The sequence below is a fragment of the Allosphingosinicella deserti genome (assembly GCF_003012735.1).
Taxonomy (GTDB): Bacteria; Pseudomonadota; Alphaproteobacteria; order Sphingomonadales; family Sphingomonadaceae; genus Allosphingosinicella; species Allosphingosinicella deserti.
Genome location: NZ_PXYI01000002.1, coordinates 153,341 through 174,171 on the forward strand (window position 1 = coordinate 153,341; position 20,831 = coordinate 174,171).

22 protein-coding genes are annotated in these 20,831 nt (G+C 65.0%); 11 read left to right on the forward strand and 11 right to left on the reverse strand.

The genetic code is table 11. The annotated features are described in order from the left end of the window. Nucleotide 1: 1 nt before the first annotated feature. A complete protein-coding gene (locus C7I55_RS05055) occupies nt 2-1,801 on the reverse strand; it encodes a DUF885 domain-containing protein (RefSeq protein WP_158266288.1) in 1,800 nt (599 codons plus the stop codon). A gap of 37 nt (nt 1,802-1,838) precedes the next feature. Beyond that, nucleotides 1,839-2,390 carry a GNAT family N-acetyltransferase gene (locus C7I55_RS05060; protein ID WP_106512420.1) on the reverse strand — a complete coding sequence of 184 codons (552 nt, stop codon included), beginning with the start codon at nt 2,388-2,390 and terminating at the stop codon, nt 1,839-1,841. A gap of 247 nt (nt 2,391-2,637) precedes the next feature. Between C7I55_RS05060 and C7I55_RS05065 the strand changes: the two genes are divergently transcribed. From C7I55_RS05065 to C7I55_RS05085, 5 genes are read left to right on the forward strand one after another with little or no spacing between them, the layout of a single operon-like run. Next, nucleotides 2,638-3,921: a glycosyltransferase family 2 protein gene (locus tag C7I55_RS05065; protein WP_199192729.1), complete on the forward strand. Its 1,284-nt coding sequence runs from the start codon at nt 2,638-2,640 to the stop codon at nt 3,919-3,921. 59 nt (nt 3,922-3,980) lie between these two features. Next, a complete protein-coding gene (locus C7I55_RS05070) occupies nt 3,981-4,622 on the forward strand; it encodes a class I SAM-dependent methyltransferase (RefSeq protein ID WP_199192730.1) in 642 nt (213 codons plus the stop codon). Beyond that, on the forward strand, nt 4,619-5,023 hold the full coding sequence (locus C7I55_RS05075) for a GtrA family protein (RefSeq protein WP_106511835.1): 405 nt from the start codon (nt 4,619-4,621) through the stop codon (nt 5,021-5,023). Before C7I55_RS05070 ends, C7I55_RS05075 begins: the two co-directional genes overlap by 4 nt. After that, entirely contained in the window at nt 5,020-5,676 is a 657-nt protein-coding gene (locus C7I55_RS05080) for a class I SAM-dependent methyltransferase (protein WP_106511836.1), read from the forward strand. Before C7I55_RS05075 ends, C7I55_RS05080 begins: the two co-directional genes overlap by 4 nt. 4 nt (nt 5,677-5,680) lie before the next feature. Beyond that, nucleotides 5,681-6,838, forward strand: coding sequence for a glycosyltransferase family 4 protein (locus tag C7I55_RS05085; protein ID WP_158266289.1), 1,158 nt, complete (start codon nt 5,681-5,683; stop codon nt 6,836-6,838). A 6-nt stretch (nt 6,839-6,844) separates the two neighbouring features. Here C7I55_RS05085 and C7I55_RS05090 read toward each other — a convergent pair whose 3' ends face one another. Then, nucleotides 6,845-8,599, reverse strand: a complete 1,755-nt coding sequence (locus C7I55_RS05090; protein WP_106511838.1) for a hypothetical protein — start codon at nt 8,597-8,599, stop codon at nt 6,845-6,847. 116 nt (nt 8,600-8,715) lie between these two features. Continuing rightward, on the reverse strand, nt 8,716-9,345 hold the full coding sequence (upp, locus tag C7I55_RS05095) for a uracil phosphoribosyltransferase (protein WP_106511839.1): 630 nt from the start codon (nt 9,343-9,345) through the stop codon (nt 8,716-8,718). Nucleotides 9,346-9,825: 480 nt separating this feature from the next. Between upp and cysT the strand changes: the two genes are divergently transcribed. From cysT to C7I55_RS05120, 5 genes are read left to right on the forward strand one after another with little or no spacing between them, the layout of a single operon-like run. Then, nucleotides 9,826-10,674, forward strand: coding sequence for a sulfate ABC transporter permease subunit CysT (cysT, locus tag C7I55_RS05100; RefSeq protein ID WP_106511840.1), 849 nt, complete (start codon nt 9,826-9,828; stop codon nt 10,672-10,674). Then, a complete protein-coding gene (cysW, locus tag C7I55_RS05105) occupies nt 10,671-11,513 on the forward strand; it encodes a sulfate ABC transporter permease subunit CysW (protein ID WP_106511841.1) in 843 nt (280 codons plus the stop codon). The genes cysT and cysW overlap by 4 nt, the downstream gene beginning before the upstream one ends. A gap of 1 nt (nt 11,514) precedes the next feature. Next, nucleotides 11,515-12,231 (forward strand): sulfate/molybdate ABC transporter ATP-binding protein, encoded by a 717-nt coding sequence (locus C7I55_RS05110; protein WP_106511842.1) that lies wholly within the window; start codon nt 11,515-11,517, stop codon nt 12,229-12,231. A gap of 23 nt (nt 12,232-12,254) precedes the next feature. Continuing rightward, nucleotides 12,255-13,301, forward strand: coding sequence for a sulfate ABC transporter substrate-binding protein (locus C7I55_RS05115; protein ID WP_106511843.1), 1,047 nt, complete (start codon nt 12,255-12,257; stop codon nt 13,299-13,301). Between the two features lie 27 nt (nt 13,302-13,328). Continuing rightward, nucleotides 13,329-13,880: a sugar O-acetyltransferase gene (locus C7I55_RS05120; protein WP_106511844.1), complete on the forward strand. Its 552-nt coding sequence runs from the start codon at nt 13,329-13,331 to the stop codon at nt 13,878-13,880. A 10-nt stretch (nt 13,881-13,890) separates the two neighbouring features. Here the strand turns inward: C7I55_RS05120 and C7I55_RS05125 are convergent, their stop codons facing one another. After that, nucleotides 13,891-14,892 (reverse strand): class I SAM-dependent methyltransferase, encoded by a 1,002-nt coding sequence (locus C7I55_RS05125; protein ID WP_233222059.1) that lies wholly within the window; start codon nt 14,890-14,892, stop codon nt 13,891-13,893. Between C7I55_RS05125 and C7I55_RS05130 the strand changes: the two genes are divergently transcribed. Further along, nucleotides 14,798-15,247: an Rrf2 family transcriptional regulator gene (locus C7I55_RS05130; RefSeq protein ID WP_106511845.1), complete on the forward strand. Its 450-nt coding sequence runs from the start codon at nt 14,798-14,800 to the stop codon at nt 15,245-15,247. The two genes, C7I55_RS05125 and C7I55_RS05130, sit on opposite strands and share 95 nt — an antisense overlap. A gap of 22 nt (nt 15,248-15,269) precedes the next feature. Here the strand turns inward: C7I55_RS05130 and C7I55_RS05135 are convergent, their stop codons facing one another. From C7I55_RS05135 to C7I55_RS28025, 6 genes are all read right to left on the reverse strand, one after another. Next, nucleotides 15,270-15,518 (reverse strand): DUF6894 family protein, encoded by a 249-nt coding sequence (locus tag C7I55_RS05135; RefSeq protein ID WP_146150927.1) that lies wholly within the window; start codon nt 15,516-15,518, stop codon nt 15,270-15,272. A gap of 122 nt (nt 15,519-15,640) precedes the next feature. Next, complete coding sequence (locus tag C7I55_RS05140; RefSeq protein ID WP_106511847.1) at nt 15,641-16,381, reverse strand: acylneuraminate cytidylyltransferase family protein; 741 nt, start codon at nt 16,379-16,381, stop codon at nt 15,641-15,643. Beyond that, nucleotides 16,378-17,409 (reverse strand): methyltransferase domain-containing protein, encoded by a 1,032-nt coding sequence (locus C7I55_RS05145; RefSeq protein ID WP_158266290.1) that lies wholly within the window; start codon nt 17,407-17,409, stop codon nt 16,378-16,380. Before C7I55_RS05145 ends, C7I55_RS05140 begins: the two co-directional genes overlap by 4 nt. Further along, nucleotides 17,378-18,904: an N-acetylneuraminate synthase family protein gene (locus tag C7I55_RS05150; protein ID WP_106511849.1), complete on the reverse strand. Its 1,527-nt coding sequence runs from the start codon at nt 18,902-18,904 to the stop codon at nt 17,378-17,380. Before C7I55_RS05150 ends, C7I55_RS05145 begins: the two co-directional genes overlap by 32 nt. Further along, entirely contained in the window at nt 18,831-19,547 is a 717-nt protein-coding gene (locus tag C7I55_RS05155; protein ID WP_158266291.1) for an inositol monophosphatase family protein, read from the reverse strand. The genes C7I55_RS05150 and C7I55_RS05155 overlap by 74 nt, the downstream gene beginning before the upstream one ends. After that, nucleotides 19,544-20,728, reverse strand: coding sequence for a hypothetical protein (locus C7I55_RS28025; protein ID WP_158266292.1), 1,185 nt, complete (start codon nt 20,726-20,728; stop codon nt 19,544-19,546). The genes C7I55_RS05155 and C7I55_RS28025 overlap by 4 nt, the downstream gene beginning before the upstream one ends. Nucleotides 20,729-20,831 lie beyond the last annotated feature (103 nt).

Consider the following 20,831-nt stretch of genomic DNA (forward strand, 5'->3'; position numbering starts at 1 on the left):
ATTATTTCCAGTCGTCGATCACCCTGGCCAGCACGTCGAGCGGCATCGAACCGGCGAGCAGGCCGCGATCGTGGAAGGTGCGGATGTCGAACCGGGTGCCGAGCCGTGCTTTCGCGCGCTCGCGCGCCGCCGTCCACACCCGCCATCCGAGCATGTAGCTGGAAGCCTGTCCGGGCTGCACGCAATAGCGCTCGACCTCCCGAGTGACGGTGCTTTCGGCATCGCCGAGCGTGTCGACCATGTAGCGAATCGCCTGGGCCCGGCTCCAGCGCATGTGGTGGATGCCTGAATCGACCACCAGACGGGTCGCCCGGAACAGCATCGACGCGATGTAGCCGAGACGGGCGAGCGGCGCGTCCGCATACGCGCCCATCTCGTCGGCGAGTTGCTCGGCATAGAGCGCCCAGCCCTCCGAATAGCCCGAGAAGATCGGCATGCGCCGCAGCATCGGCAGGTCGGCCGCTTCGATCATCAAGGCATTCTGGAGATGATGCCCGGGTATCCCCTCGTGGAAGACCAAGGTTGGCAGGTCGAGGCGCGGCCACTCGGCCAAATCACGCAGGTTGATCGAGAACAGCCCCGGACGGTTACCGTCGAGACTCGGCGTCTGATAGGTCGCGCCGGGTGCGCCTGCTTCGATCGAGGGCGGCATTCGCACGATGTCGAGCTTCGCCTTCGGCAGCTGGCCGAACCAGGCGGGAAGCTGCGTCTGCACATGCTCGACCGTACGTCCGAGATCGGCGAGCAACATGGCGCGGCCTGCCTCGTCGTTCGAATAAAGCTGCGCTGGATCGCGCCGAAGCGAAGCGATCCGCGTTGCCACGGATCCGGAGGTGAGGCCGCTCGCGCGCAGGATCGTGTCGGCCCTGGCGGTGAGTTCGGCGACGAGTTCGAGGCCGAGGCGGTGGATCTCCGCTGGAACCATGTCGGTCGTGGTCGCGGCCCGTATCGCGTAGCGGTAATAATCCTCCCCGCGCGGCAGGCGCCACACACCGGCGTCATCGCCCGCCCGAGGCAGTGCGCCGGAAAGGAGCGCAGCCTGTCGCCGAAGTGCCGGGTAGACGTCGCGTCCGACGATTGCCGCGGCCCCGGCGTTCCAAGTGCCTTCGATCCCCTTCGCCGTCGCGCGTGCGCTGAGGCCAGTCGCAAGCTCGGATCGGCTCGGATCCGGAAATGTCAGCGCCGCTAGCTGCGCCGACGTTGTCCGCAGCACAAAATCCGGGGGAATTACGCCGCGCTCGAAATCGGCGCGGGCGCGCTCCGTCTCTTGGTCCAGCACCTTGGCGAAGGCAAACAAGCGCGAAAGATAGGCTTCGGCATCGGCGCGGCTGTCCACCCGGTGCTGGGTTGCGAGAAACGACGGGATGCTGCGATACGAACCGGAAAGCTGAGAGACGATATAAGGCGTCGCCACGCCGACGTTCGGATCGCCGAAGGGGAATGAGAAACTCTCGAGCGTCGTCGCGGCGAGATAGGCGGCCGACTGATGGTTGATCCAGTCGCTTCCTTGGAGCTTTGCCGGATCATGCCGGGCGAGGCCCGCCGCGAGATCGGCGAAGATCGCCCGCATCCGCCCGACACCCCCGGGTGACCGATCGTCGAGCTTGCCGCGCGCGGCGGCATTGTTTCCGGCATCGAGGCCCGTCAGCGTCAGAAGCTGCGGCGAGTCCTGCAAGGCGCGCTGTACTGCATCGTCGAGCAGTTTGGTGATCGGATCGCCCGCTTCCGCCGAGGCGCGGACCGGGAGCGCAAGTGTAGAGAGCGACGCTGCGGATGCGATGAACTGGCGACGATCGAACATCGGCATATCCTCGATTGCGGCCCGGTGCTGGAGGGGTTCAGCGCGTGGCAACGCGCCAGCGTAGGGCAAAGCTGGCGGCCCCGTCATGGCTACGGTGCGTGGGGAACGCAACGCACCCGCAACGACTTCCCATGCGAACGAGCGGCACCGACACCTCGCCGACGGCGGCGGCGGTCCGCTCAAGCTCGACATAACCGCACGCGCGATAGAGCGGCTCTCCGGCGAGAGTGGCCATCAACTCGGCGGCGGCAGAGCCTTCCGCAGCCGCCGCCTGCTCGCAGGCTGCGAGGATCCGGCGTCCGACTCCGCGGCCCGCAACCGCCGGATCGGTGTACATCGCCCGCACGCGGGCTGGATCCTGTTGCGGATGGAGCAGACGCGACTCACGCCGCGCATGGCTGTGGTCGCCCCCGTATAGGGTCGCGCGCCGGCTACAGCCGCCGCAGCCGACGATGCTTCCGTCCAGCTCGGCAACGAAATAGGTGCCGTCGGCAGCGAGTTGGGTGTCCAGTCCCATGACCTCGCGGCTGGCGTCGATCTCCGTCGCCGAGAGGAAATCGCGCTGCAGCTCGGCGATGGCGCGCTCCATCAGGGCGCGAAGTGCGGCGAGGTCATTCTCCAGCGCCAGCCGGATGATCGGGCCGTCGGGCGTGTCGGTCACGATGGTTTCTCCGCCGATCTCGGACGCCGAAGCCGGCGCCAATCGGAGTTGGCCGCAGACCGCACGGCGCGGGGCCCCGAGGGGACGTCGCACGCTCCGGCGTCTCACCGGCCCAAACTTAAATCCGTTGTTAACCAAAGGCGTTTAGCCCTGCTCCGTCACAGGCGGGAACCAGATGCGCGAGCTTTCGACACCGGATTTGAAGACCATGGTCTCCGAGGGTCAGGCCCTTGCGGTATCCATCGTCATGCCATGTCTCAACGAATCGGAATGCCTCGAGCATTGCATCGTCAATGCGCGCGCGGCCTTGTCCGAGATCGAGCGCCGCTTCGGCCTCGCCGGCGAGATCGTGATCGCCGACAACGGATCAACCGACGGCAGCCAGGCGATCGCCGAGCGACTCGGCGCACGAGTCGTGCCGGTTGCGGCGCGAGGCTACGGCGCCGCGTTGATCGGCGGGGGCGAGGCCGCATTCGGCCGCTACATCCTGATGGGGGATGCGGACGGGAGCTACGACTTCACCGATGGCGTGGCGATGATCGGCCGCCTTCACGCCGGCGCCGATTTCTGCATGGGTTCGCGCTTTCGCGGCGGTATCGCGGCCGGTGCGATGCCGTGGAAGAATCGCCACATCGGCAACCCGATCCTCACCGGCATTCTCAACATCCTGTTCCGCTCGGGTATCGGCGATGCCCATTGCGGCCTTCGCGCGATTCGCAAGGATGCCTTCCAGGCGCTGAAGCTCACCGGCACCGGAATGGAATTCGCCAGCGAGATGGTTATCAAGGCCGCCCTGCTCGGCCTGCGGATCGACGAGGTTCCGGCAAAGCTTCTGGTCGACAAGCGTAGTCGTCCGCCGCATCTGCGCCCCTGGCGCGACGGCTGGCGGCACCTGCGCTATCTCTTCATGTTGAGCCCAAGCTGGGCGTTCGGAGCGCCGGCGATGCTCGCCATGGCGCTCGGCAGCCTGATACTGCTGACCGCGTTCCTGCATCAATCCGGCCTGCTCCCCGGGAGCGGTCCGTTCGGAGCAAGCTGGTCGATCGTCGCCGGCTTCCTCCTCACCAGCGGCCATTTTGCGGGCCTGATGGCCTTGGCGATGCACCTGCATGGTGTCCGTGCCGGATATCGCCGCCCCGCGCCCCTGCTTTCGAAGTTCCGCGGGCTGCTGCAGCTGGAAGTCTTCCTTGCCGGTGGCGGCGCCCTGCTGCTGTCGTCGCTCACGCTGTTCGCCGCAATCGGGTTCCAATGGTCGGGCGCTAGCTTCGCTGCCCTCCCGTCGGTGCTGCCGCTCACGGCCGCGGCCGCGCTAGGCGCAACTGGGCTGCAGACGATGCTGGGCGGCTTCGTCGTCGCCATCATCGCCGGCCACAATGCCGAGTTCGGTGCCGCCATCCCGCCCGCGGCGCGGCAATCCGGGCCGATCTCGCCGCCTTTCCCGGGGATCCCGGTCCGATGAACGCGGCGCACGAGGCCTCCCGCAGGCGTGTCCCACGGCCGTGGGACACGGACTGGCTGATGCTCCGCGGTCTCGCCGGCGCGCTCGCCCGTCAGGCGCAAGCGTGCGTTCGGAGCGGCGGCCAGGTGCTCGATTTCGGCTGCGGCACCATGCCGTACCGCGCCATGATCGAAAACCAGGGCGCGCACTATCTCGCCGCCGATCTCGATGGCGCGCCGCAGGTTCGGATTGCGCCCGATGGCACCCTCCCCGTCGCCGACAGGAGCATCGACACCGTCTTGTCGGTGCAAGTGCTGGAGCATGTTCGCGATCTCGATACCTATCTTGGCGAGGCGGCGCGGGTGCTGAAGGCGCAAGGGTCGCTTCTGCTGTCCACACACGGTAACTGGCTGTTCCATCCCCACCCCGAGGATCATCGGCGCTGGACCCGCACCGGATTGGTGGTCGACATCGAAGCCCGTGGATTTCGGGTGGAGTCGATGGAGGCGATCGCCGGGCCGCTCGCCACTACCACCATGATCAGGCTCGCCGGCTACGCTTATTTCCTGCGCAGACTTCCTCTCGCCGGCCCGGTCGTGGCCGCCGCCTTGGCGCTGGTCATGAATCTGCGCGCCTGGCTTGAAGACCGGATCACGCCGGCCGGCCTGCGGGACGACAATGCCTGCATCTATGTCGTTCGCTGCACCAAGGCGGCGGCATGAGCATGCCTGCCAAGAGCCTGCGCTATCTCACGGTCTCAGCGGTCTGCTGGGTGATCCACAATGCGACGATGATCGCGGGCGATGCGGCAGGCCTGCCGCTGCTGGCGAGCATAGCGGCATCCTTCGCGATCGTCGTCGTCGTGGGCTATCTGCTGCACAGCCGCTACACTTTCGAGACGTCGAACGGCCCGGGCAGTTTCGTCCGTTACGTGTTGGCGATGCTGCCAAATTTCCCGCTCTCGGCGGCCTTGCTCTGGCTGCTCTCGAAGGCAATCGGTTTGCCGATGGTGGTAGCCGCTCCACTGGCCACCATGGTCATGCTTGCCGTAAACTATTTCGGCAGCCGGTGGGCGATCACAATGCCGGATTCGCGGCGCCATGAACAAGGAACATTGGGGTGACTGCGACGATGATGATCAGCACGGCGGACGTCAGCCGAACGTTGGCGCGCCATCTCCGATTCTATCGGGGCAAGCGCCCAACCTATCAGACGGTGATGCTGAACGATCTCCTCGCCGTCTGGCAGCAGCATCACGCGCACGTGCTCGATGTCGGTGGCGGCACCGGTGTGATCGGCCAGTGCATCGCCGATTTGCTGCCCGCCGGATCGGTAACCGCGGTCGACGTCGAAGACCGTTTCTGCCCTGATCTGACGATCGCCACCCAGGTCTATGACGGTGCGGCGATGCCCTTTGCGGCGAGTGCCTTCGCAGCGGCGACGATCAACAATGTCGTCCATCATGTTCCGGCGCAGCGGCGTTTGCCGCTCTTTCGGGAAATCGCACGGGTGGTCGACGGTCCGCTCTATATCAAGGATCATGTCGCCGGCGGTCCGCTCGATCATGTCCGGCTGACGATCCTCGATCTGCTCGGCAATCTTCCCTTTTCGGGCATGTTGAAGGCGTCGTATCTGAGCCGCGCCGAATGGCGTGCGCTCGCCGAGGCGAGCGGTTATCGCATCGCCGCCGAGCGTGAAGGCCGCTATCGCCGCGGCCTGTTCGCGCTGCTGTTCCCCAACCGTCTGGAGATCACGATGCGCTGGGAGCGGCGCTAGCCCAGTGAGCCCGCCAGCGCCGGATCGATCGCTGCGCCTCCTCAGCGTGACGCACTTCTTCGGCGCGCATGGCGGCGGCATCGAGCGCGTGGCCGAACATCTCAACCGAGAGTTCACCCGCCTCGGGCATGCGCCTTCATGGGCTGCCAGCGATGCCGATCCCGCGCCTGACCCCAGCATCGCCGATGCTGTGCCGATGCGCTGCATCGATCCCCTGGAGCGACTGACTGGGCTGCCAATGCCTCTGCCCGGCCCGCGAGCGCTCCGCAGCCTATGGCGCGCCGTCCGGGAAGCGGACGGGATCATCATCCATGATTCGCTCTACGTGACCTCGATTGCAGCGATGATGGCGGCGAGATGGGTCGGCAAGCCGGTGGTCCTGGTCCAGCATATCGCCGAGATCCCGTTCCGGAGCCCTGTGCTGCGCGCCGCGATGCGGATTGCCAATACCATCGTCACTCGGTCGATGCTCCGTTCGGCGGACCGGGTGGTGTTCATCAGTGCCACGGTTCGCGACGCGTTTCGGCGCTGGAAGACGCGCCGATCGCCGGAACTCATCTTCAACGGAGTCGATCGGGCGGTCTTCCGCCCGGATCCGGACGCCGGGGCACGTGCGCGTTCGGCTCTCGGTCTCGCGACGGGCGATCGCCTGATGCTGTTCGTCGGGCGCTTCGTCGAGAAGAAGGGGCTCCCGGTCCTGGCGGCGCTGGCGCAGACGCGGCCGGATCTCCTCTTCGTGCTTGCCGGCCGAGGCCCAATCGATCCGGACGCCTGGGGCCTGCCCAACGTCCGTGTCGTCCGCGACCGGGCCGGACCATCGCTCGCCGCGCTCTACCAGGCAGCCGACCTGTTGCTGCTGCCGAGCATCGGCGAGGGCTATCCGCTGGTGGTTCAGGAAGCGATGGCGTGCGGGCTTCCGGTCCTCTGCGGCGTGGAAAGCGCGAAGGCCGATCCCGAGGCGGCACGCTGGCTGACCGGACTCGAGGTCGCCCCCGGCGACCCTCCCGGAACCGCACACCGATTCAGCGATGCGATCGATGCCGGTTCTTGCGATCCGGACGCGCGGGCCGCGATGGCCTGCTGGGCCGGTGCGCGCTATTCGTGGGAACATGCGGCCCGCAGCATCGTCGCGCTGATCGCCGGCAACCTGACGCGGTCGTAGACGAACTCACTCGCCGGTCGGCGAGAAGGGCCGCTGCACGCAGCCTGCGGCCCGGGCGGCGGCGTGGAGCTCGATCTGATCCGGGGTGGGCCCAGTTCGAACCGGCTCACGAACGCTTCGTGCGATCGGCGCAAGGTCCGGTCCGTCGACGAAGCTGATCGTGCCTCGTCGGCAGAGGCTCGCCATGTCGGCGGCCCCGAGCGACCAGCCTGTCATCCGCAGCGGTCGATTGGAGAGATCGGGACGGTTGATGACCAGATCGGCAGCGAAGGAGGTCGCACTCGAGTCGACGATGACGAAATCGGCATCGGTCTCCGCGATCCGGCGATCGAGCGCCTGCATCGGCGCGACGAGCCGGTTCGCCATCCACAGGTGGACCGGAAGCATGACCAGCAGGCTCAGCGCAGTCGCCCAGCGGAATGCGCGTCCCGGCGCCATCTTGTTCTTCTCGAGCACCGCCCAGCCGAGACCCCCCAAGAGACAGAAGCTGCCGAGCACGCCATGGAGGTAGCGATAGCCCCAGCCATGGCCCTGATAGGGAAGCAACACGGTCATGACCAAGATCGGGAGGAGCAGCGTAAGCGCCAGGGCGCGCACCAGCGGATCGTGCCGCCAAAGCGCGCGGATCGCCACTGCGGCCAACGGGAGCAGCAGCAGATGCTGCCAAGCGGCCAGCCGCAGCAGGTTGACGGCCATCAGCCACAACGAGCTGTAGCCGAACGGTGCGATCGAGGCCTGCAGCCGGCTGAGATACCCGATCCCTGCGGGAGTCGCTCCGGCAGCGAGAGGCACTGCGGCGTGGCTCGATATCCAGTTCGGCCAGGCCAGCCAGAACAGTCCGATGATGCCGTAGACCAGAATGAACAGGGCGAGCCGGGGCCATGCTCGCTGCTCGATCAGCAGCAGGAGGAAGGGCGCGACGAACATCGGATGGAAGAGCGGCTGATGAAGTCCGGTCGCCAGGAATCCGACGCCCAGCGCGAGCAGATCGTATCTGCGGCGGCCCTTCAGGAACAGCCACAGCCACAGCAAATTGAAGCCAAGGTGGGCACTCATCGCGTACGTCGTGGTGCCGGCAATCAGGATCTGCGACGATCCCACGTAGAGGGCGACCGACACACGCGCCACGCTCGGCCGGTCGGGCGCGATCTGGCGCGCAATGCCCCACAGACACGGAATCCCGATCCCGACGAGAAGCGGCGAGACCCAGCGCTCGCCGCCGATCAGACCGGCCAGACCGCGCAGGGCGGCGTTGACCGGCAGATATGCGGAAACCCAGGCCTCGTGACGGCCGATTGGCTGGATGAACATGGTGTTGAGCGCGTCCGCGAACGGTCGCCAGCCCTGCTCGATCGGCCAGAACAGCCGTCCGGAGGCGAAGATTGCGGCGTCGAACGTGGCCATCTGCTCGTCGCGGCTGAGATCATGATCGTGAAGGATGAACGCGCCGGCGAGACGACAGAAGAGGATGGCGAGCAGGGTTCCTCCCAGCAGCAGCGGTGTGCCATGGCGGGTGCCGGACGTGGCCGGCCACAGGGAGGGCGTATCGCCTTGCTCCCGGAACCGGATCAGGAAAAAGATCAGCACCAACGGCAGAAGCGGCTGATCCTGGGTTAGGAAAAGGATCACGCTGATCGAACCGGAGCGAAGCGGCAGTCCGGCGGACAGGATCGCATTGGCGAACGCGATCAGCACGATGAACGACAGCAACAGCAACCGGGACGTTGCTCCCGTCACGATGCCTGCACGCTCACCGACCATGCCCGTCTCCAACCGCCCGCTCCTCGTTTGCGATTCCATTTCCAGCGATGGCGGATTTTGGTTGAGGGCGCGTTAAGCCTGAGGTTGGGTGACCCTTGGCGGCCGCTTCGGCACGCTTAGCGTGTACCGTAGGTCCTGTCCCCGGCGTCACCGAGGCCCGGAACGATATAGCCATGATCATTGAGGGTCTCGTCCAGCGCCGCAGTCCAGATCGGGACGTCCGGATGCGCCGCGCGGAGCGCCTCTGCGCCGGGGCGTGCGGCGAGCAGGCACACGAATCGAAGATCCGCGACGCCTGCCGCCTTCAGGCGATCGATCGCGGCGATCGCGCTGTGACCTGTTGCGAGCATCGGGTCGACGACGATCACGAGTCGGGCGGCGATGTCTACCGGCGCCTTGAAATAATATTCGACGGGGTTGAGCGACACCGGATCGCGATACAGACCGACATGGGCGATGCGCGCGGACGGCACCAGATCGAGCATGCCCTCGGCCATCGCCAGCCCGGCGCGCAGAATCGGCGCGAACACCAGTTTCTTGCCGGCGAGCTCATGCGCCTCGGTTTCGGCAACCGGGGTCTGAATGCGGATCGGTACCGTCGGTAGATCGCGGGTCACTTCGTAGCAGAGCAGGGTGGCCGTCTCCCGCATCACCGTGCGGAACAGCTGAATCGAGCTCGCCCGATCACGCAGAAGTCGAAGCTTGTGCTGTACCAGGGGGTGCCGAACGATCGTCAATCCATTCATGTCGTGCCCTGCCGCCGTTGTTGATCTTCCGGGATCGCTCCGCGCCGGAACCCTAAGCACGTGGCGGAAGATCGGCCAGCCGGCGCGCGCGATTCGCCGGAGGAAACGTCAGCCGCAAGGACGGAACCAGCCGGTGGGTCGCCGCATTCTGACTAGCCTCGGTCGGGCGCTCGTTTCAGCCGCTTGGGCGCGGGCACCTTGTCAACCGCCCCGCTTGGCTATTCTCTTGCAGTTCCTCCGCGACAGCGAAGGGTGGCGTATGCGTCGGACAAAATCCGGCGGCGAGATTCTCCGGATTGTCAACCAAGCTGGTTGAGTTACAAGGCCGATGTACGGAGGACGTCATGGGCGGTGCGCCATCACGAAGTGAAACGAAGTTCCTGACGATCGTCGGGGTGCGTGCCCTGCGGCCGGGCTGGACGGCGTCACGCAAATCCTGATCATGCCATTCAGGTTCCCTCTCACCGCGCTCGGCGCGGCATGACGGCGGCAGCCCTGCTGCCGCGGCTCCGGCGCAAGCGGTCCGCCATGCCCGGTCTCGGGCTGACGCTCGGCATCTCCTTGCTTTGGCTGTCGCTGATCGTCTTGCTCCCGCTCAGCACCGTGTTCGTGAAGAGCGCCGGCATCGGCTGGGACGGCTTCTGGCAGGCCGCTGGATCCGAACGCGCGATGGCAGCCTATCGGCTGAGCTTCGGCGCCGCATTCGTTGCTGCCCTGATCAACCTCGTCTTCGGCCTGCTCGTCGCCTGGGTGCTGGTCCGCTACCACTTCCCGGGGCGCCGGCTGCTCGGCGCCGTGGTCGATCTGCCATTCGCCTTGCCGACCGCCGTCGCCGGGATCGCGCTCACCACCATCTATTCGCAGAACGGGCTGGTCGGCAGCGTGCTCGCGCCGCTGGGGCTGCCCATCGCCTATCGACCCGCCGGGATCGTCATCGCGCTGGTTTTCGTCGGCCTGCCCTTCGTCGTGCGGACGGTCGAACCGGTGCTCGAGCAATTGTCGAAGGAAGTGGAGGAAGCAGCGATCACGCTCGGCGCGACCCGCCGCCAAACCTTCCTTCGGATCATCCTGCCGGCGATCGCGCCGGCGCTTGCCACGGGCTTCTCGCTCGCCTTCGCGCGCGGTGCCGGGGAATATGGCTCGGTGATCTTCATCGCCGGCAACATGCCGTATCGCACCGAGATCGCGCCGTTGCTGATCATCACCCAGCTCGAGGAATATGACTATCCCGGCGCGGCAGCGATCGCGGTCGTCATGCTGATGATCTCGTTCACGATGCTGCTGGTGCTGAACGCGCTTCAGGTCTGGCAGAGGCGGCGATCGGCATGAGCCGCCGTTCGCCCCTTCAGGAGAGCAAGGCGGTCAAATGGCTGCTGATCGGCGTCGCCTTTCTCTATATCGCGCTGATACTGCTGCTGCCGCTCGGCACCGTGTTCTACGAAGCGCTCCGCGGCGGCGTTGCCACCTGGATGGAGGCGGTGACCGAATCCAACGCGCGCTCGGCTATCACCCTCACTCTGCTGGTCGCCGCGATCGCGGTGCCGCTCAACGTCGCGTTCGGGTTGGCGGCGGCCTGGGCGATCACCAAGCATGATTTCCGGTTCAAGCCGCTCCTGCTGACCCTCATCGACCTGCCATTCTCGGTGTCACCGGTCGTGTCGGGGTTGATCTACGTGCTGCTGTTCGGGGCGCAGGGCTGGTTCGGGTCCACCCTCCAGGATCGCGGCATCGAGATCATCTTCGCGGTGCCCGGGATCGTCCTGGCAACCATCTTCGTCACCTTCCCGTTCGTCGCCCGCGAGCTCATTCCTCTGATGACGGAGCAGGGCAAATCCGACGAGGAGGCCGCTTTGTCGCTCGGCGCGAGCGGCTGGCAGACCTTCTGGCACGTTACACTCCCCAATATCCGCTGGGGCCTGCTCTACGGCGTGCTTCTCGCCAACGCTCGCGCGATGGGCGAGTTCGGCGCCGTCTCCGTCGTTTCCGGTCACATCAGGGGCGAAACCAACACCATGCCCCTGCACATCGAGGTGCTCTACAATGAGTACAATTTCGCCGCCGCGTTCGCCGTCGCCTCTCTCCTCGCCGTCCTCGCCCTCGTCACTCTTGTTCTCAAATCCATCCTCGAATGGCGCCACCGTGGCGCCATCGCGGCGCGAGGCCATTGAGATGTCGATCCGCGTCGAAGAGGTCAGCAAGCGCTTCTCCACCTATCCTGCGCTCGCCGGTGTCTCGCTTGAAATCGTCGACGGCGAGTTCGTTGCCCTGCTCGGCCCCTCGGGCTCGGGCAAGACGACCCTGCTCCGCATCATCGCCGGGCTCGACTTTCCCGATTCGGGCGTGATCCGGTTCGGCGATCGCGACGTCACCGATGATCCTGCCGCCAAGCGCGGGATCGGTTTCGTGTTCCAGCATTATGCCTTGTTCGGCCACATGAGCGTGGCGCGGAACATAGCGTTCGGCCTCGACATCCTGCCGCGCCGCGCGCGTCCGGCCCGGGCCGAGATCGAGGCACGGGTGGACGAGCTTCTGAAGCTGGTTCAGCTCGAAGGCTATGGCGAACGCTACCCGGCGCAGCTTTCCGGCGGTCAGCGCCAGCGTGTCGCCCTTGCCCGCGCGCTTGCCCGCAATCCCCGCTTCCTGCTGCTCGACGAGCCGTTCGGCGCACTCGATACCAAGGTCCGGCGGGAGCTGCGCGACGCGCTGCGGATCATCCATGACGAGATCGGCCTGACCTCGATCTTCGTCACCCATGACCATGAAGAAGCGTTCGCGCTCGCCGATCGGGTGGCCATTCTCAACGCCGGCCGGATCGAGCAGTTCGCCGCCCCGGCCGAGATACTCGAGCGGCCGGCGAGTCCGTTCGTCACCAGCTTCGTCGCCTGACCGCCCCGCATTCCGGAGGGAATATGAACCGTCGCGTCCTGCTCCTCGCTCTGTCCGGCCTCGTTCTTGCGCCGCTCGCTTCCTGCTCCGGCGGTGATTCCGGCAAGAGCGGCGGCTCGGCGCAATTGCTCAACGTTTCCTACGATCCGACCCGGGAGCTCTACCGCGACGTCAACGACGCCTTTGCCCGCAAGTGGCAGGCCGAGAAGGGACAGAAGGTCAGCTTCCGGATGAGCCATGGCGGTTCGGGCAAGCAGTCGCGCGCCGTGATCGACGGGCTGGAGGCGGACGTCGTCACCTTAGGGCTCGGCTACGACATCGACGTCATCGCCGAGAAAACCAAGCGTCTCCCCGCAAATTGGCAGGCCCGTCTGCCCAGCAACAGCGCGCCGTATACGTCGACGATCGTCTTCCTCGTCCGCAAGGGCAATCCCAAGAACATCCGCGACTGGGCCGATCTCGTCCGTCCGGGCGTCCAGGTGATCACCCCCAATCCCAAGACCAGCGGCGGCGCCCGCTGGAACTTCCTTGCGGCGTGGGGCTATGGGCGCAAGGCGGGCGGTTCCGATGCGGCGGCACAGCGCTACGTCACCCAATTGTTCGCCAATGTGCCGGTGCTCGACAGCGGCGCGCGCGGCGCGACGACGACCTTTGCCGAGCGCGGCATCGGTGACGTCCTGCTTGCGTGGGAGAACGAAGCCTTCCTCGCCCAGAACGAGCTCGGCGCCGGCAAGTTCGAGATCGTCGCGCCGTCTTTGTCCATCCTCGCCGAGCCGCCGGTCGCGGTGGTCGATGAGAATGCAAAGAAGCACGGCACCAGCGAGGTCGCCGAGGCTTATCTGCGCTTCCTCTACACGCCTGAGGGACAGGAGATCATCGCCAAGCATTTCTATCGCCCGCGCGATGCGCAGGTGGCGGCGAAGCATGCCGGCCGCTTCCCGCAGATCGAGCTCCTCACCATCGACAAGGATTTCGGCGGCTGGGGCGCGGCCCAGACCCGCTTCTTCTCCGACGGCGGCGTGTTCGATTCGATCTCCGGCGGCAAGAGCCGCTCCGGCGGCGCTCGGTAATCGGCAGGCGGCTGACACGGAGCGACCATGGACGCGCGTACCGAGAAGCAGAAGATGCTCGCCGGCGAACCCTACCATGCCGGCGATCCTGAGATCGTTGCCGATCAGGCCCGGGCCGCGGACTGGATGGCACGGTTCAATCCTTCGCGAATCCTGTCGCGGCCGGAGCGGCGAGCGTTGCTCCAGGAGGGCCTGGGCGAGGTCGGTGAAGGATCGGTGATCCGGCCGCCATTCCATTGCGATTACGGCACCAACATCCGCCTGGGCCGCAACGTTTTCCTCAACTACAATTGCGTGATCCTCGATGTCGTCGCGGTGACCGTTGGTGACGACACCCAGATCGGACCCGGCGTCCAGATCCTCACCGCCGACCACCCCCGCGACCCCGCCGAGCGCGCGACCGGGATCGAATGGGGCCACCCGGTCACGATCGGACGCAACGTCTGGATCGGCGGCGGCGCGATCATCCTGCCGGGAGTCACGATCGGCGACGATGCGATCATCGGCGCCGGCAGCGTGGTCACCCGGGATGTCGCGCCGGGTGCGACAGTAGTCGGCAATCCGGCGAGACCTCGCTGAGCGACGCCAGTCACGTGCACCTACGGCGGGCAATGGCGATCAAGGCGGTGGACGGAATCGGCAAGACATCGACGGTTCCGGCCTCGTCGGCGCGACGTCGTATTTCCGCGGCGGCCGTCATCTTCTGCTCGGCGCTCAACATGGTCCAGTGCGGCATCAGACCGAGGATCCGGTCGGCATCGTCGAGTATGTCGAGGCGCAGCATGAAGTCGTGCGTCACCTCTGCGATGGCCGGCGCTTCGAAGCCCGCCGCCACCATTTCGTCGCGCAGCCGCGCTGGATCGCGCAAGGTCGTCATTCCCTCCGGCATGGTGGGCAGCGCGAGCTCGGGGAAGCGCGTGCAGAGGATCTCGGTGAGCAGCAGGTTGGTCGCCGCGCCGGCTTCGTTCTTCCAGGTTCCAAGCACGGCAATCCCACCCGGCCTGGTGACTCGCGCCATTTCCCGGAGGCCCTTGCGCCAGTCGGGAAACAGCATGATCCCGAACATCGAGATGGTGACGTCGAAGCGCCCGTCCTCGATTGCCAGCGCCTGCCCGTCCATCACCTCGGCCCGCAAATTGGCAGGTCCGATTGCGGCAACGCGCGCGACCATCCCGGGCGAGAAATCGGTTGCGAGCACCCGTGCGCCGCGGCGGGCGGCCACCAGGGCTGCGGCGCCGATGCCCGTCGCAATGTCCAGCACCTCGGTCTCCGGACCGATGGGCACGCTCGCCAGTGCCGCGCTGGAGAACAGCTCCGTAAACGGGTGCGCTTGCTCCTCGTAGTTCGCGATCATCCTGTCCCAGCGCTCGGGATCGTTCATGTCGGCATGGCTCATCGGGATCTTCCTTTCAGCCACGCCCTTATCATGTAACTTATCAAGTGTCGAATCTTTCGAGGCCTTGCTCCGTCTTAAGTTTCGGATGATTGCACGACAGATGAGACCTGACAGCCGCCTCTCCCGGATGTTGCACGTGCTGCTGCACATGGTGCGCCGGCCCGAACCGATGACATCCGACGCGATCGCCGCCATGCTGCGGACCAATCCGGTGGTTGTGCGCCGGACGATGGCGGGGCTGCGAGAGGCGGGCTACGTGCGCTCGGAGCGCGGCCACGGCGGCGGCTGGACCCTGGCCAGCGATCCCGCGGCGATCACCTTGCTGGATGTGCATCGCGCCGTCGGAGGCCCGACCCTGTTCGCAATCGGCAACGAGAGCGACAACCCGCAGTGCCTGGTCGAACAGACCGTCAACGGCGCCCTTGCCGAAACGCTTAGGGAAGCCGAGGCACTATTGCTCGGCAGGCTGGGCGCGGTCACTCTCGCCGCCCTGGCCCACGATTTCGACGCGCGATGGTCAGCCTGTTTTCCAGCTGATGGAAGCGATTAGCGCCCGGCGCGTTCGGCCCGGCTCACCGTTCCGAGATCGTCGGCCGCACCGGAACAATGAAGATCGGCTGCGCCTCTTCATCCTCGACGTCGACACGGGCACAAACCGGATAAGCAAGGCGGGCAGTCTCGTCCCGCCGAAGATCCTCGACCACCTGGAGCGCAAAGCTGCGCGCCTCCTCAACGTCGCGGCACTCGGTGCCGATCTCGTCCTTGAGCGACAAACCTCCGCCGCGAAGGTGGAAGAAGAAGCGCGACACTCGCCACCTCATCGTTACGCCATGCCAAGGCCGGTCAGAACGTGCTGATACAGGTTAAGTTTCAATACTTGGCGCGGATCTGCACCACATTTGGAACATCGCCCGATGAAAGCGACTTCGGGCCAGCGAAGCAATCAGTCGCACGACGGGTCGAAGGCCCCCCCGAAGGTCGGAGCTTCGATTCCATTTGCAGTGATCCAGACTGCTGTCGTCTCGAGGTCTGCGGGATCGTGGACATCCTTGCACCCTTCCGTCTCGAACGGGAGGATGCGAGACCCCATGCAAGGCCACGGCGCTTGCCCTTCAGGATCGAATATCGCCTGCCGTCCCCGGAGCACCCAGAAGGAATGATCGAAGAAAAAGGCGGTGGGCAGGTCCTGGCGATTGGCCGAGACGTCGCCCGGCACGAACGGTTCGAGCGACCCGTCGCTCCGCAGGCGCTTCGCACGCATCGGATGATATTCCGGCTGCTGATGCGCCGGCACAACGGCAGTCGCCTCTGGATGGGCGAGCAACAGAGCAATGCAGGCGTCGATCTGCTGCTCCGTGATCGTACCGACATTGGCATGCTGGACGACCAGGATGTCGACCGGACCATCACGTTCCATGATCGGAAAGGCGTGGCGCACCGCGTCGGTGCTCTGGGCCGTCGCGGTGGCAAGCTCCGGCGGCCTGGAGATCGGCACGTAGCCCGCAGCAGCCGCCGTCTCGAGGATTCGATCGCAGTCGCTGCTGACATAGAAACGAGTGATGTGGCGACTGCGGCGGGCGGCGCCTGCGGCCCAGTGAAGCAACGGCACGCCGAGAACCGGAAGGATGTTCTTGTCCTTGAGCGAACTCCCACCCCGGCCGATCATCAAGGCTGCGATGTTCATTCCCCAGCTCCTGCAGCGCCGCCGAGCCGCACGATCAGAAGCAGGGCATCGCTGGTACGAGCCGCCTCGCGCACGGTGCGCCAGTTCGCCTCCAGCCACCAGCGATCCCGCTCGAACATGTCAGGGCTCGCGCCTTGCGGCGCGTTGGCATGGATCCAGTGCATATAGTTGAAGATGCCGTAGCGCTGATAGCCGACGACCTCGGTCGAGGCGGCGGTAAAGGCTCGGCGGGCGAGCCGCTCCAGAACTGCCGGCGAGAAATAGGAGACGTGCTCGCGCATGAAGTTTCGCCGCCGGTAGGCCGGCGAGAGGGTGCTGAGCTCGTCGTCCAAATTCGGCACTTCGATCCACAAAGTGCCGCCGTTCGGGTTCAGCAACGCTCCGGCGCGCTCCAGCAGACCCGCCGGATCTTCGACATGTTCGAGCACGTGCCAGAGAGTCACTGCGTCGAAGCTGGCGCGATGTTGTTCGACGAACGCATCATCAAGCAAGCCGACTTCGAACGTCGGGGGCGAGAACGCCGGATCCGAGCGCTGTTCAAAATGGGATCGGCCCATCTCCGCGCGCTTGGCGCTTGGTTCCAGAACCAGCGTATCGACGTCCGGGCGGACCGCGGCCATAGCCGCTCCGAAGAATCCATATCCGCCACCGACATCAAGCAGGCGCGCCCGCTCGCCGCCGCGGCCCTGCAATGCTTCGCCATGCTCAGCAAAGCGCGCAACCCGTCGCCGCGCCTCGATCGCGCTGTGCTCGAACAGCTTTTCGATCGGCGTCCCATAATGGCCGACGACGAACGCGACCTGTCCGTCCTCGTCATAGAGATCGAGACAGTAAGCAGGTGGCGATAATTGCACATGCGAGCACGCCAGGCATTGCACCGCGCGCAGTCCGCCGGCCGAATCGCCGGTGACTTCTGCCTGAACCAAGTGCGGGGTCTCCGCGGTCCCGCAGAGCAGGCAGCGGAACGGATCATGAGGAACGGCGGCGTTCATCGTCTTAGGCCGCTCGAAGATATTTGTGATGCTCACTGGCATTAACCTGCTTGATTCCGGATCCGACCATTTCCTCGGCCTCCCGCAGCTTGACGACATAATCACGAAAATCCGGCGTCGTCAGATCGACCGCCACTGCATCGAAATGCGCCCATTCGGTGTTGCCGAGCTTCACGTGCTTTTCGACCATTCTGGCACCGGCGGCAATCGCCAGCGCGGAGGCAAGCCAACCGAAATCATGGCTGGAATAACCGGGGATGATGCGCGGATCGGCCTGAGCGAGCGAATGGTAATGGCGCACGACGGCAACGTTGCAGTCGGCTGTTGGCGTCGGATAGGCCGAATTGCACTGCAGCAGGTACAGGTTTTTGCAGCTCACGAAATTCGCGAGCAGCCAATTTTCGTAATCCGGGCCAGTCATGCCTGTCGAGAGGATCACGGAGCCCCGATAATTGCGCGCGACATAGCCGAGATAGTCCCGATGCTCCGAGATCGTGCTGGGCAGCTTGACCACCGCAGGGTCGAACTGGAGCATGAATTCGAAAGAGGGTTTGTCCAGAACCGAAGCGAACCAGCCGATGTCGAGCTCACGGCAGAGGTCATCGATGAATGCGAAATCGTCGCGATCCAGCTCGAGCTGATGACGATAATCGGCGAAGGTGTTGCCGAACGGAGAGACGTACGGGGAGGCAAGTTGCTCCGCTGTGTAGAAGGTGTCGACGTCGCGTTTCTGAACCTTGATGTAGTCCGCGCCGGCGGCACGAGCGGCGCGTATCATCCGTTCCAGCCGGTGACGGTCGCCGAAATGGTTGGTGGTGAGTTCGGCGGTAACCTCGACCGACGAAGCCAAGGTACGCTTGCGGCGCGTCGGCGACACGTCGAACAGCTGATTGAGGCCCCCCGGGGTGAGCTGGGAAAAGTTCCGGTCGCCGACATGGACGACGTCGATCTCGGATTCCTTGAGTACGTACAGGGAATTGAGAAAGAAGAATTCCTGCATGCTGATGCGGAAGAACCGGTCGGCGCTGTTCCCCGGCGCATAATCGTGACCGATGGCTTCCGACGCGCCCGACGCCGGAAGGAAATCGAAGCCGACCATGTAGACCGTCTGCCGGCGCCCACGCGCTTTTGCGACCTGACGGGCAAGGTTGAGGGCCGAAAGGAAAAGCACTTCCTCGATGACGAAGCGGCCCGACAGGAAGCGCTGCATCAGCAGGTCGCTCTCGTCGTTTTTGAGCGGAACGAAATCCGCCTGAAGCACCTCCCGGCCGGCCGGCGCGAAGTCCGTCGATGTGACATACAGACGTGACCGGAGTCCATTGGCGATCAGCGCTTCTTTCACCCAATCCGAATGGAACAGGGTGATGTCGGCGGGAGCGATGCGCTCCGCATCGTTGACCGCGATGACCAGCGAGCCGGCGAATGCGTCCGGAGAGATGGCGTCGACCGACGGTCCCTTACCCAGGATGAAAATCGTATCTGTGCCGTATGTCGATGCGATATCGCCTATCCGGCTCGAGAAATGATCCATCGAATTCGTTCCCGTCGATCAGAATGTCGCAGCCATTCTCGCGGGCCAGCATCAGGCCTGCGAGCAGGTCCCACGCACGGGCTCCCTTCGGATTGACGAACCTCGAGAGCGCCCCGCGTGTGACGTTAAACATATTATAGACGGCGCAACCGAAGATGCGGGCTTCCCCGGCATCGGCGATGCCGGAAATAATTGCCGGGTGGATCGATGAGGAGAAGCCGGTGATGCGGGAGCGCACCCGCCGGATCGGGCGTCCGGTGATCATATGGTCGCCGAGCTCCGGGAGCATCAGCAGGCTTCCAGCATGATCGGCACCGTTCCAGATGCTCAGCGATACGCCCCATTCTTTAAGACCCGAGCAAAAATTCTCGGTTCCGTCGATCGGATCAAGCACGGCGACCCAACCTTGGCGCGGTCCACAGGATGCGCTCTCGACGAAGGTCTCCTCCCCGATCAGGGTAAGCTGGGGTAGCCGTTCAGAAAGCCACTCCGTGATCCGCCGCTCGAGGAACACATCCGCTTCGGTTACCGGGCTGCCGTCGGCTTTCCAGCGGATATCGAACCGCCGCTGCTCGACCGCCGGCATGCAGCCCTCGACGACGGACCTGACGCCATCCAGAAGGGAGGAAATATCCGGGATCATGCGGCGCCCGCCAATTCGAGTTCGCGATCGTAGGCAGCGAGCCGTTCGAGCCCGCCTCTGAGACGGTCGACCGAGAAGCGCCTCTGGAGACGGTCGAGAAGCTCCGCAGCCGAAATCTCCAGCGGGTCGAAAACCTCGTGAAGGAGATGGAAGCCGAACCATTCAGCCGCGCAATCGGGTGCCGCTCGTGCAACTCCGCTGTCGAGTTCGGCAAGAAAGGGTGCGATATCCTCATAAACCCCCAACGACGCGGCCGTATGCCGATGGGACAGGCGCAGAACCGGCTTACCGAAGAACGCTCCTGCGTAGATCGACTTGGTGTTTTGAACCACCAGGCCGTCGCAATGCTTCACCAGCAAGTCTGTCGCGGCCCCCGTCATCTCGGGATTCCGGATGATGACCGCGCGATCTCCCATTGCCGCAATGGCTTCGTAAAGCTCGGCATTGTCCACATATTTGTAGTTGAGCGGGTGGTCGGTGATGGCGAGCACGAACTTCTCGTCGATCTGTTCGGTAAGGTATCGGAGCAAATCGATGTTGCGGGTGAACCGGTTGTGATGCGCTGTGAACGCCTCTTCGTGTTCGTACTCGAGCGGTACCGCGAGAACCTTCCGGTCTGCGGGCAGGCCCATCTGCTCCAGCGCTTTGGCGCGCGGCATGCGGAAGGATGGTTGCCGTTGGAAGCCATAGCGTGCGCGCCGCCAAGTGTCCGCGAAAGCCTTGCGGATCGCGTGCCGGTCTGCCTCCCCGAGCGGCGGCATGGCGCCGTGATGCCAAAAATCCGATTGCAAGATGATCGAATCGACCGGGGTTGAGAAGGGCGGCGCACCGGCTTCCATCAGGTGGTAAACGGCTCCAGGAAAACGGGCCGGCGTTACCGTATCCGCACTACGGCAGAGAACGACATCCGGCCCAATCGACCGCACGAACTCAACCAGACCGTCGGGATCCTCGGGAACGGTCCGCAGCGAGTGGTGGCTCTCGCCGTCCACGAGGTGCCAGTGCACATTTTGGAGATGGGCACACCGGCGCAGCTGGTCTGCGCCCACGCCGGTGTTCCGCCAAAGTGGCGGCACCAGCACGTGAACTTCGGCCGCCGTCGAGAGCTTGCCGATGAGGTTGACGACGATGTTGTCGAACCACCAAGGCGTCACAACCGGCAGGTAAAATAGAATTTTCATCGAATATCCCGGATTGCGCAGCGAGCATCTATGTTCATTGTAGGAAGGCAGACGGACGCAGCGCACCGGAGTGGGCAATTTTTGCCGGGCGGCCGAGGACTCA

Excerpts from the sequence above, each read along its gene's own strand:
- C7I55_RS05125 (WP_233222059.1), bottom strand. The coding sequence starts at position 14,892 with ATGGCGGCGATCGCGTCGGATGTCATCGGTTCGGGCCGGCGCACCATG.
- C7I55_RS05110 (WP_106511842.1), top strand. The coding sequence starts at position 11,515 with ATGTCGATCCGCGTCGAAGAGGTCAGCAAGCGCTTCTCCACCTATCCT.
- C7I55_RS05065 (WP_199192729.1), top strand. The coding sequence starts at position 2,638 with ATGCGCGAGCTTTCGACACCGGATTTGAAGACCATGGTCTCCGAGGGT.
- cysW (WP_106511841.1), top strand. The coding sequence starts at position 10,671 with ATGAGCCGCCGTTCGCCCCTTCAGGAGAGCAAGGCGGTCAAATGGCTG.
- C7I55_RS28025 (WP_158266292.1), bottom strand. The coding sequence starts at position 20,728 with ATGAAAATTCTATTTTACCTGCCGGTTGTGACGCCTTGGTGGTTCGAC.
- cysT (WP_106511840.1), top strand. The coding sequence starts at position 9,826 with ATGACGGCGGCAGCCCTGCTGCCGCGGCTCCGGCGCAAGCGGTCCGCC.
- C7I55_RS05150 (WP_106511849.1), bottom strand. The coding sequence starts at position 18,904 with ATGGATCATTTCTCGAGCCGGATAGGCGATATCGCATCGACATACGGC.
- C7I55_RS05115 (WP_106511843.1), top strand. The coding sequence starts at position 12,255 with ATGAACCGTCGCGTCCTGCTCCTCGCTCTGTCCGGCCTCGTTCTTGCG.
- C7I55_RS05070 (WP_199192730.1), top strand. The coding sequence starts at position 3,981 with ATGCTCCGCGGTCTCGCCGGCGCGCTCGCCCGTCAGGCGCAAGCGTGC.
- C7I55_RS05120 (WP_106511844.1), top strand. The coding sequence starts at position 13,329 with ATGGACGCGCGTACCGAGAAGCAGAAGATGCTCGCCGGCGAACCCTAC.
- C7I55_RS05155 (WP_158266291.1), bottom strand. The coding sequence starts at position 19,547 with ATGATCCCGGATATTTCCTCCCTTCTGGATGGCGTCAGGTCCGTCGTC.
- C7I55_RS05135 (WP_146150927.1), bottom strand. The coding sequence starts at position 15,518 with ATGAGGTGGCGAGTGTCGCGCTTCTTCTTCCACCTTCGCGGCGGAGGT.
- upp (WP_106511839.1), bottom strand. The coding sequence starts at position 9,345 with ATGAATGGATTGACGATCGTTCGGCACCCCCTGGTACAGCACAAGCTT.
- C7I55_RS05055 (WP_158266288.1), bottom strand. The coding sequence starts at position 1,801 with ATGTTCGATCGTCGCCAGTTCATCGCATCCGCAGCGTCGCTCTCTACA.
- C7I55_RS05090 (WP_106511838.1), bottom strand. The coding sequence starts at position 8,599 with ATGGTCGGTGAGCGTGCAGGCATCGTGACGGGAGCAACGTCCCGGTTG.
- C7I55_RS05060 (WP_106512420.1), bottom strand. The coding sequence starts at position 2,390 with ATGGAGCGCGCCATCGCCGAGCTGCAGCGCGATTTCCTCTCGGCGACG.
- C7I55_RS05140 (WP_106511847.1), bottom strand. The coding sequence starts at position 16,381 with ATGAACATCGCAGCCTTGATGATCGGCCGGGGTGGGAGTTCGCTCAAG.
- C7I55_RS05130 (WP_106511845.1), top strand. The coding sequence starts at position 14,798 with ATGAGACCTGACAGCCGCCTCTCCCGGATGTTGCACGTGCTGCTGCAC.
- C7I55_RS05075 (WP_106511835.1), top strand. The coding sequence starts at position 4,619 with ATGAGCATGCCTGCCAAGAGCCTGCGCTATCTCACGGTCTCAGCGGTC.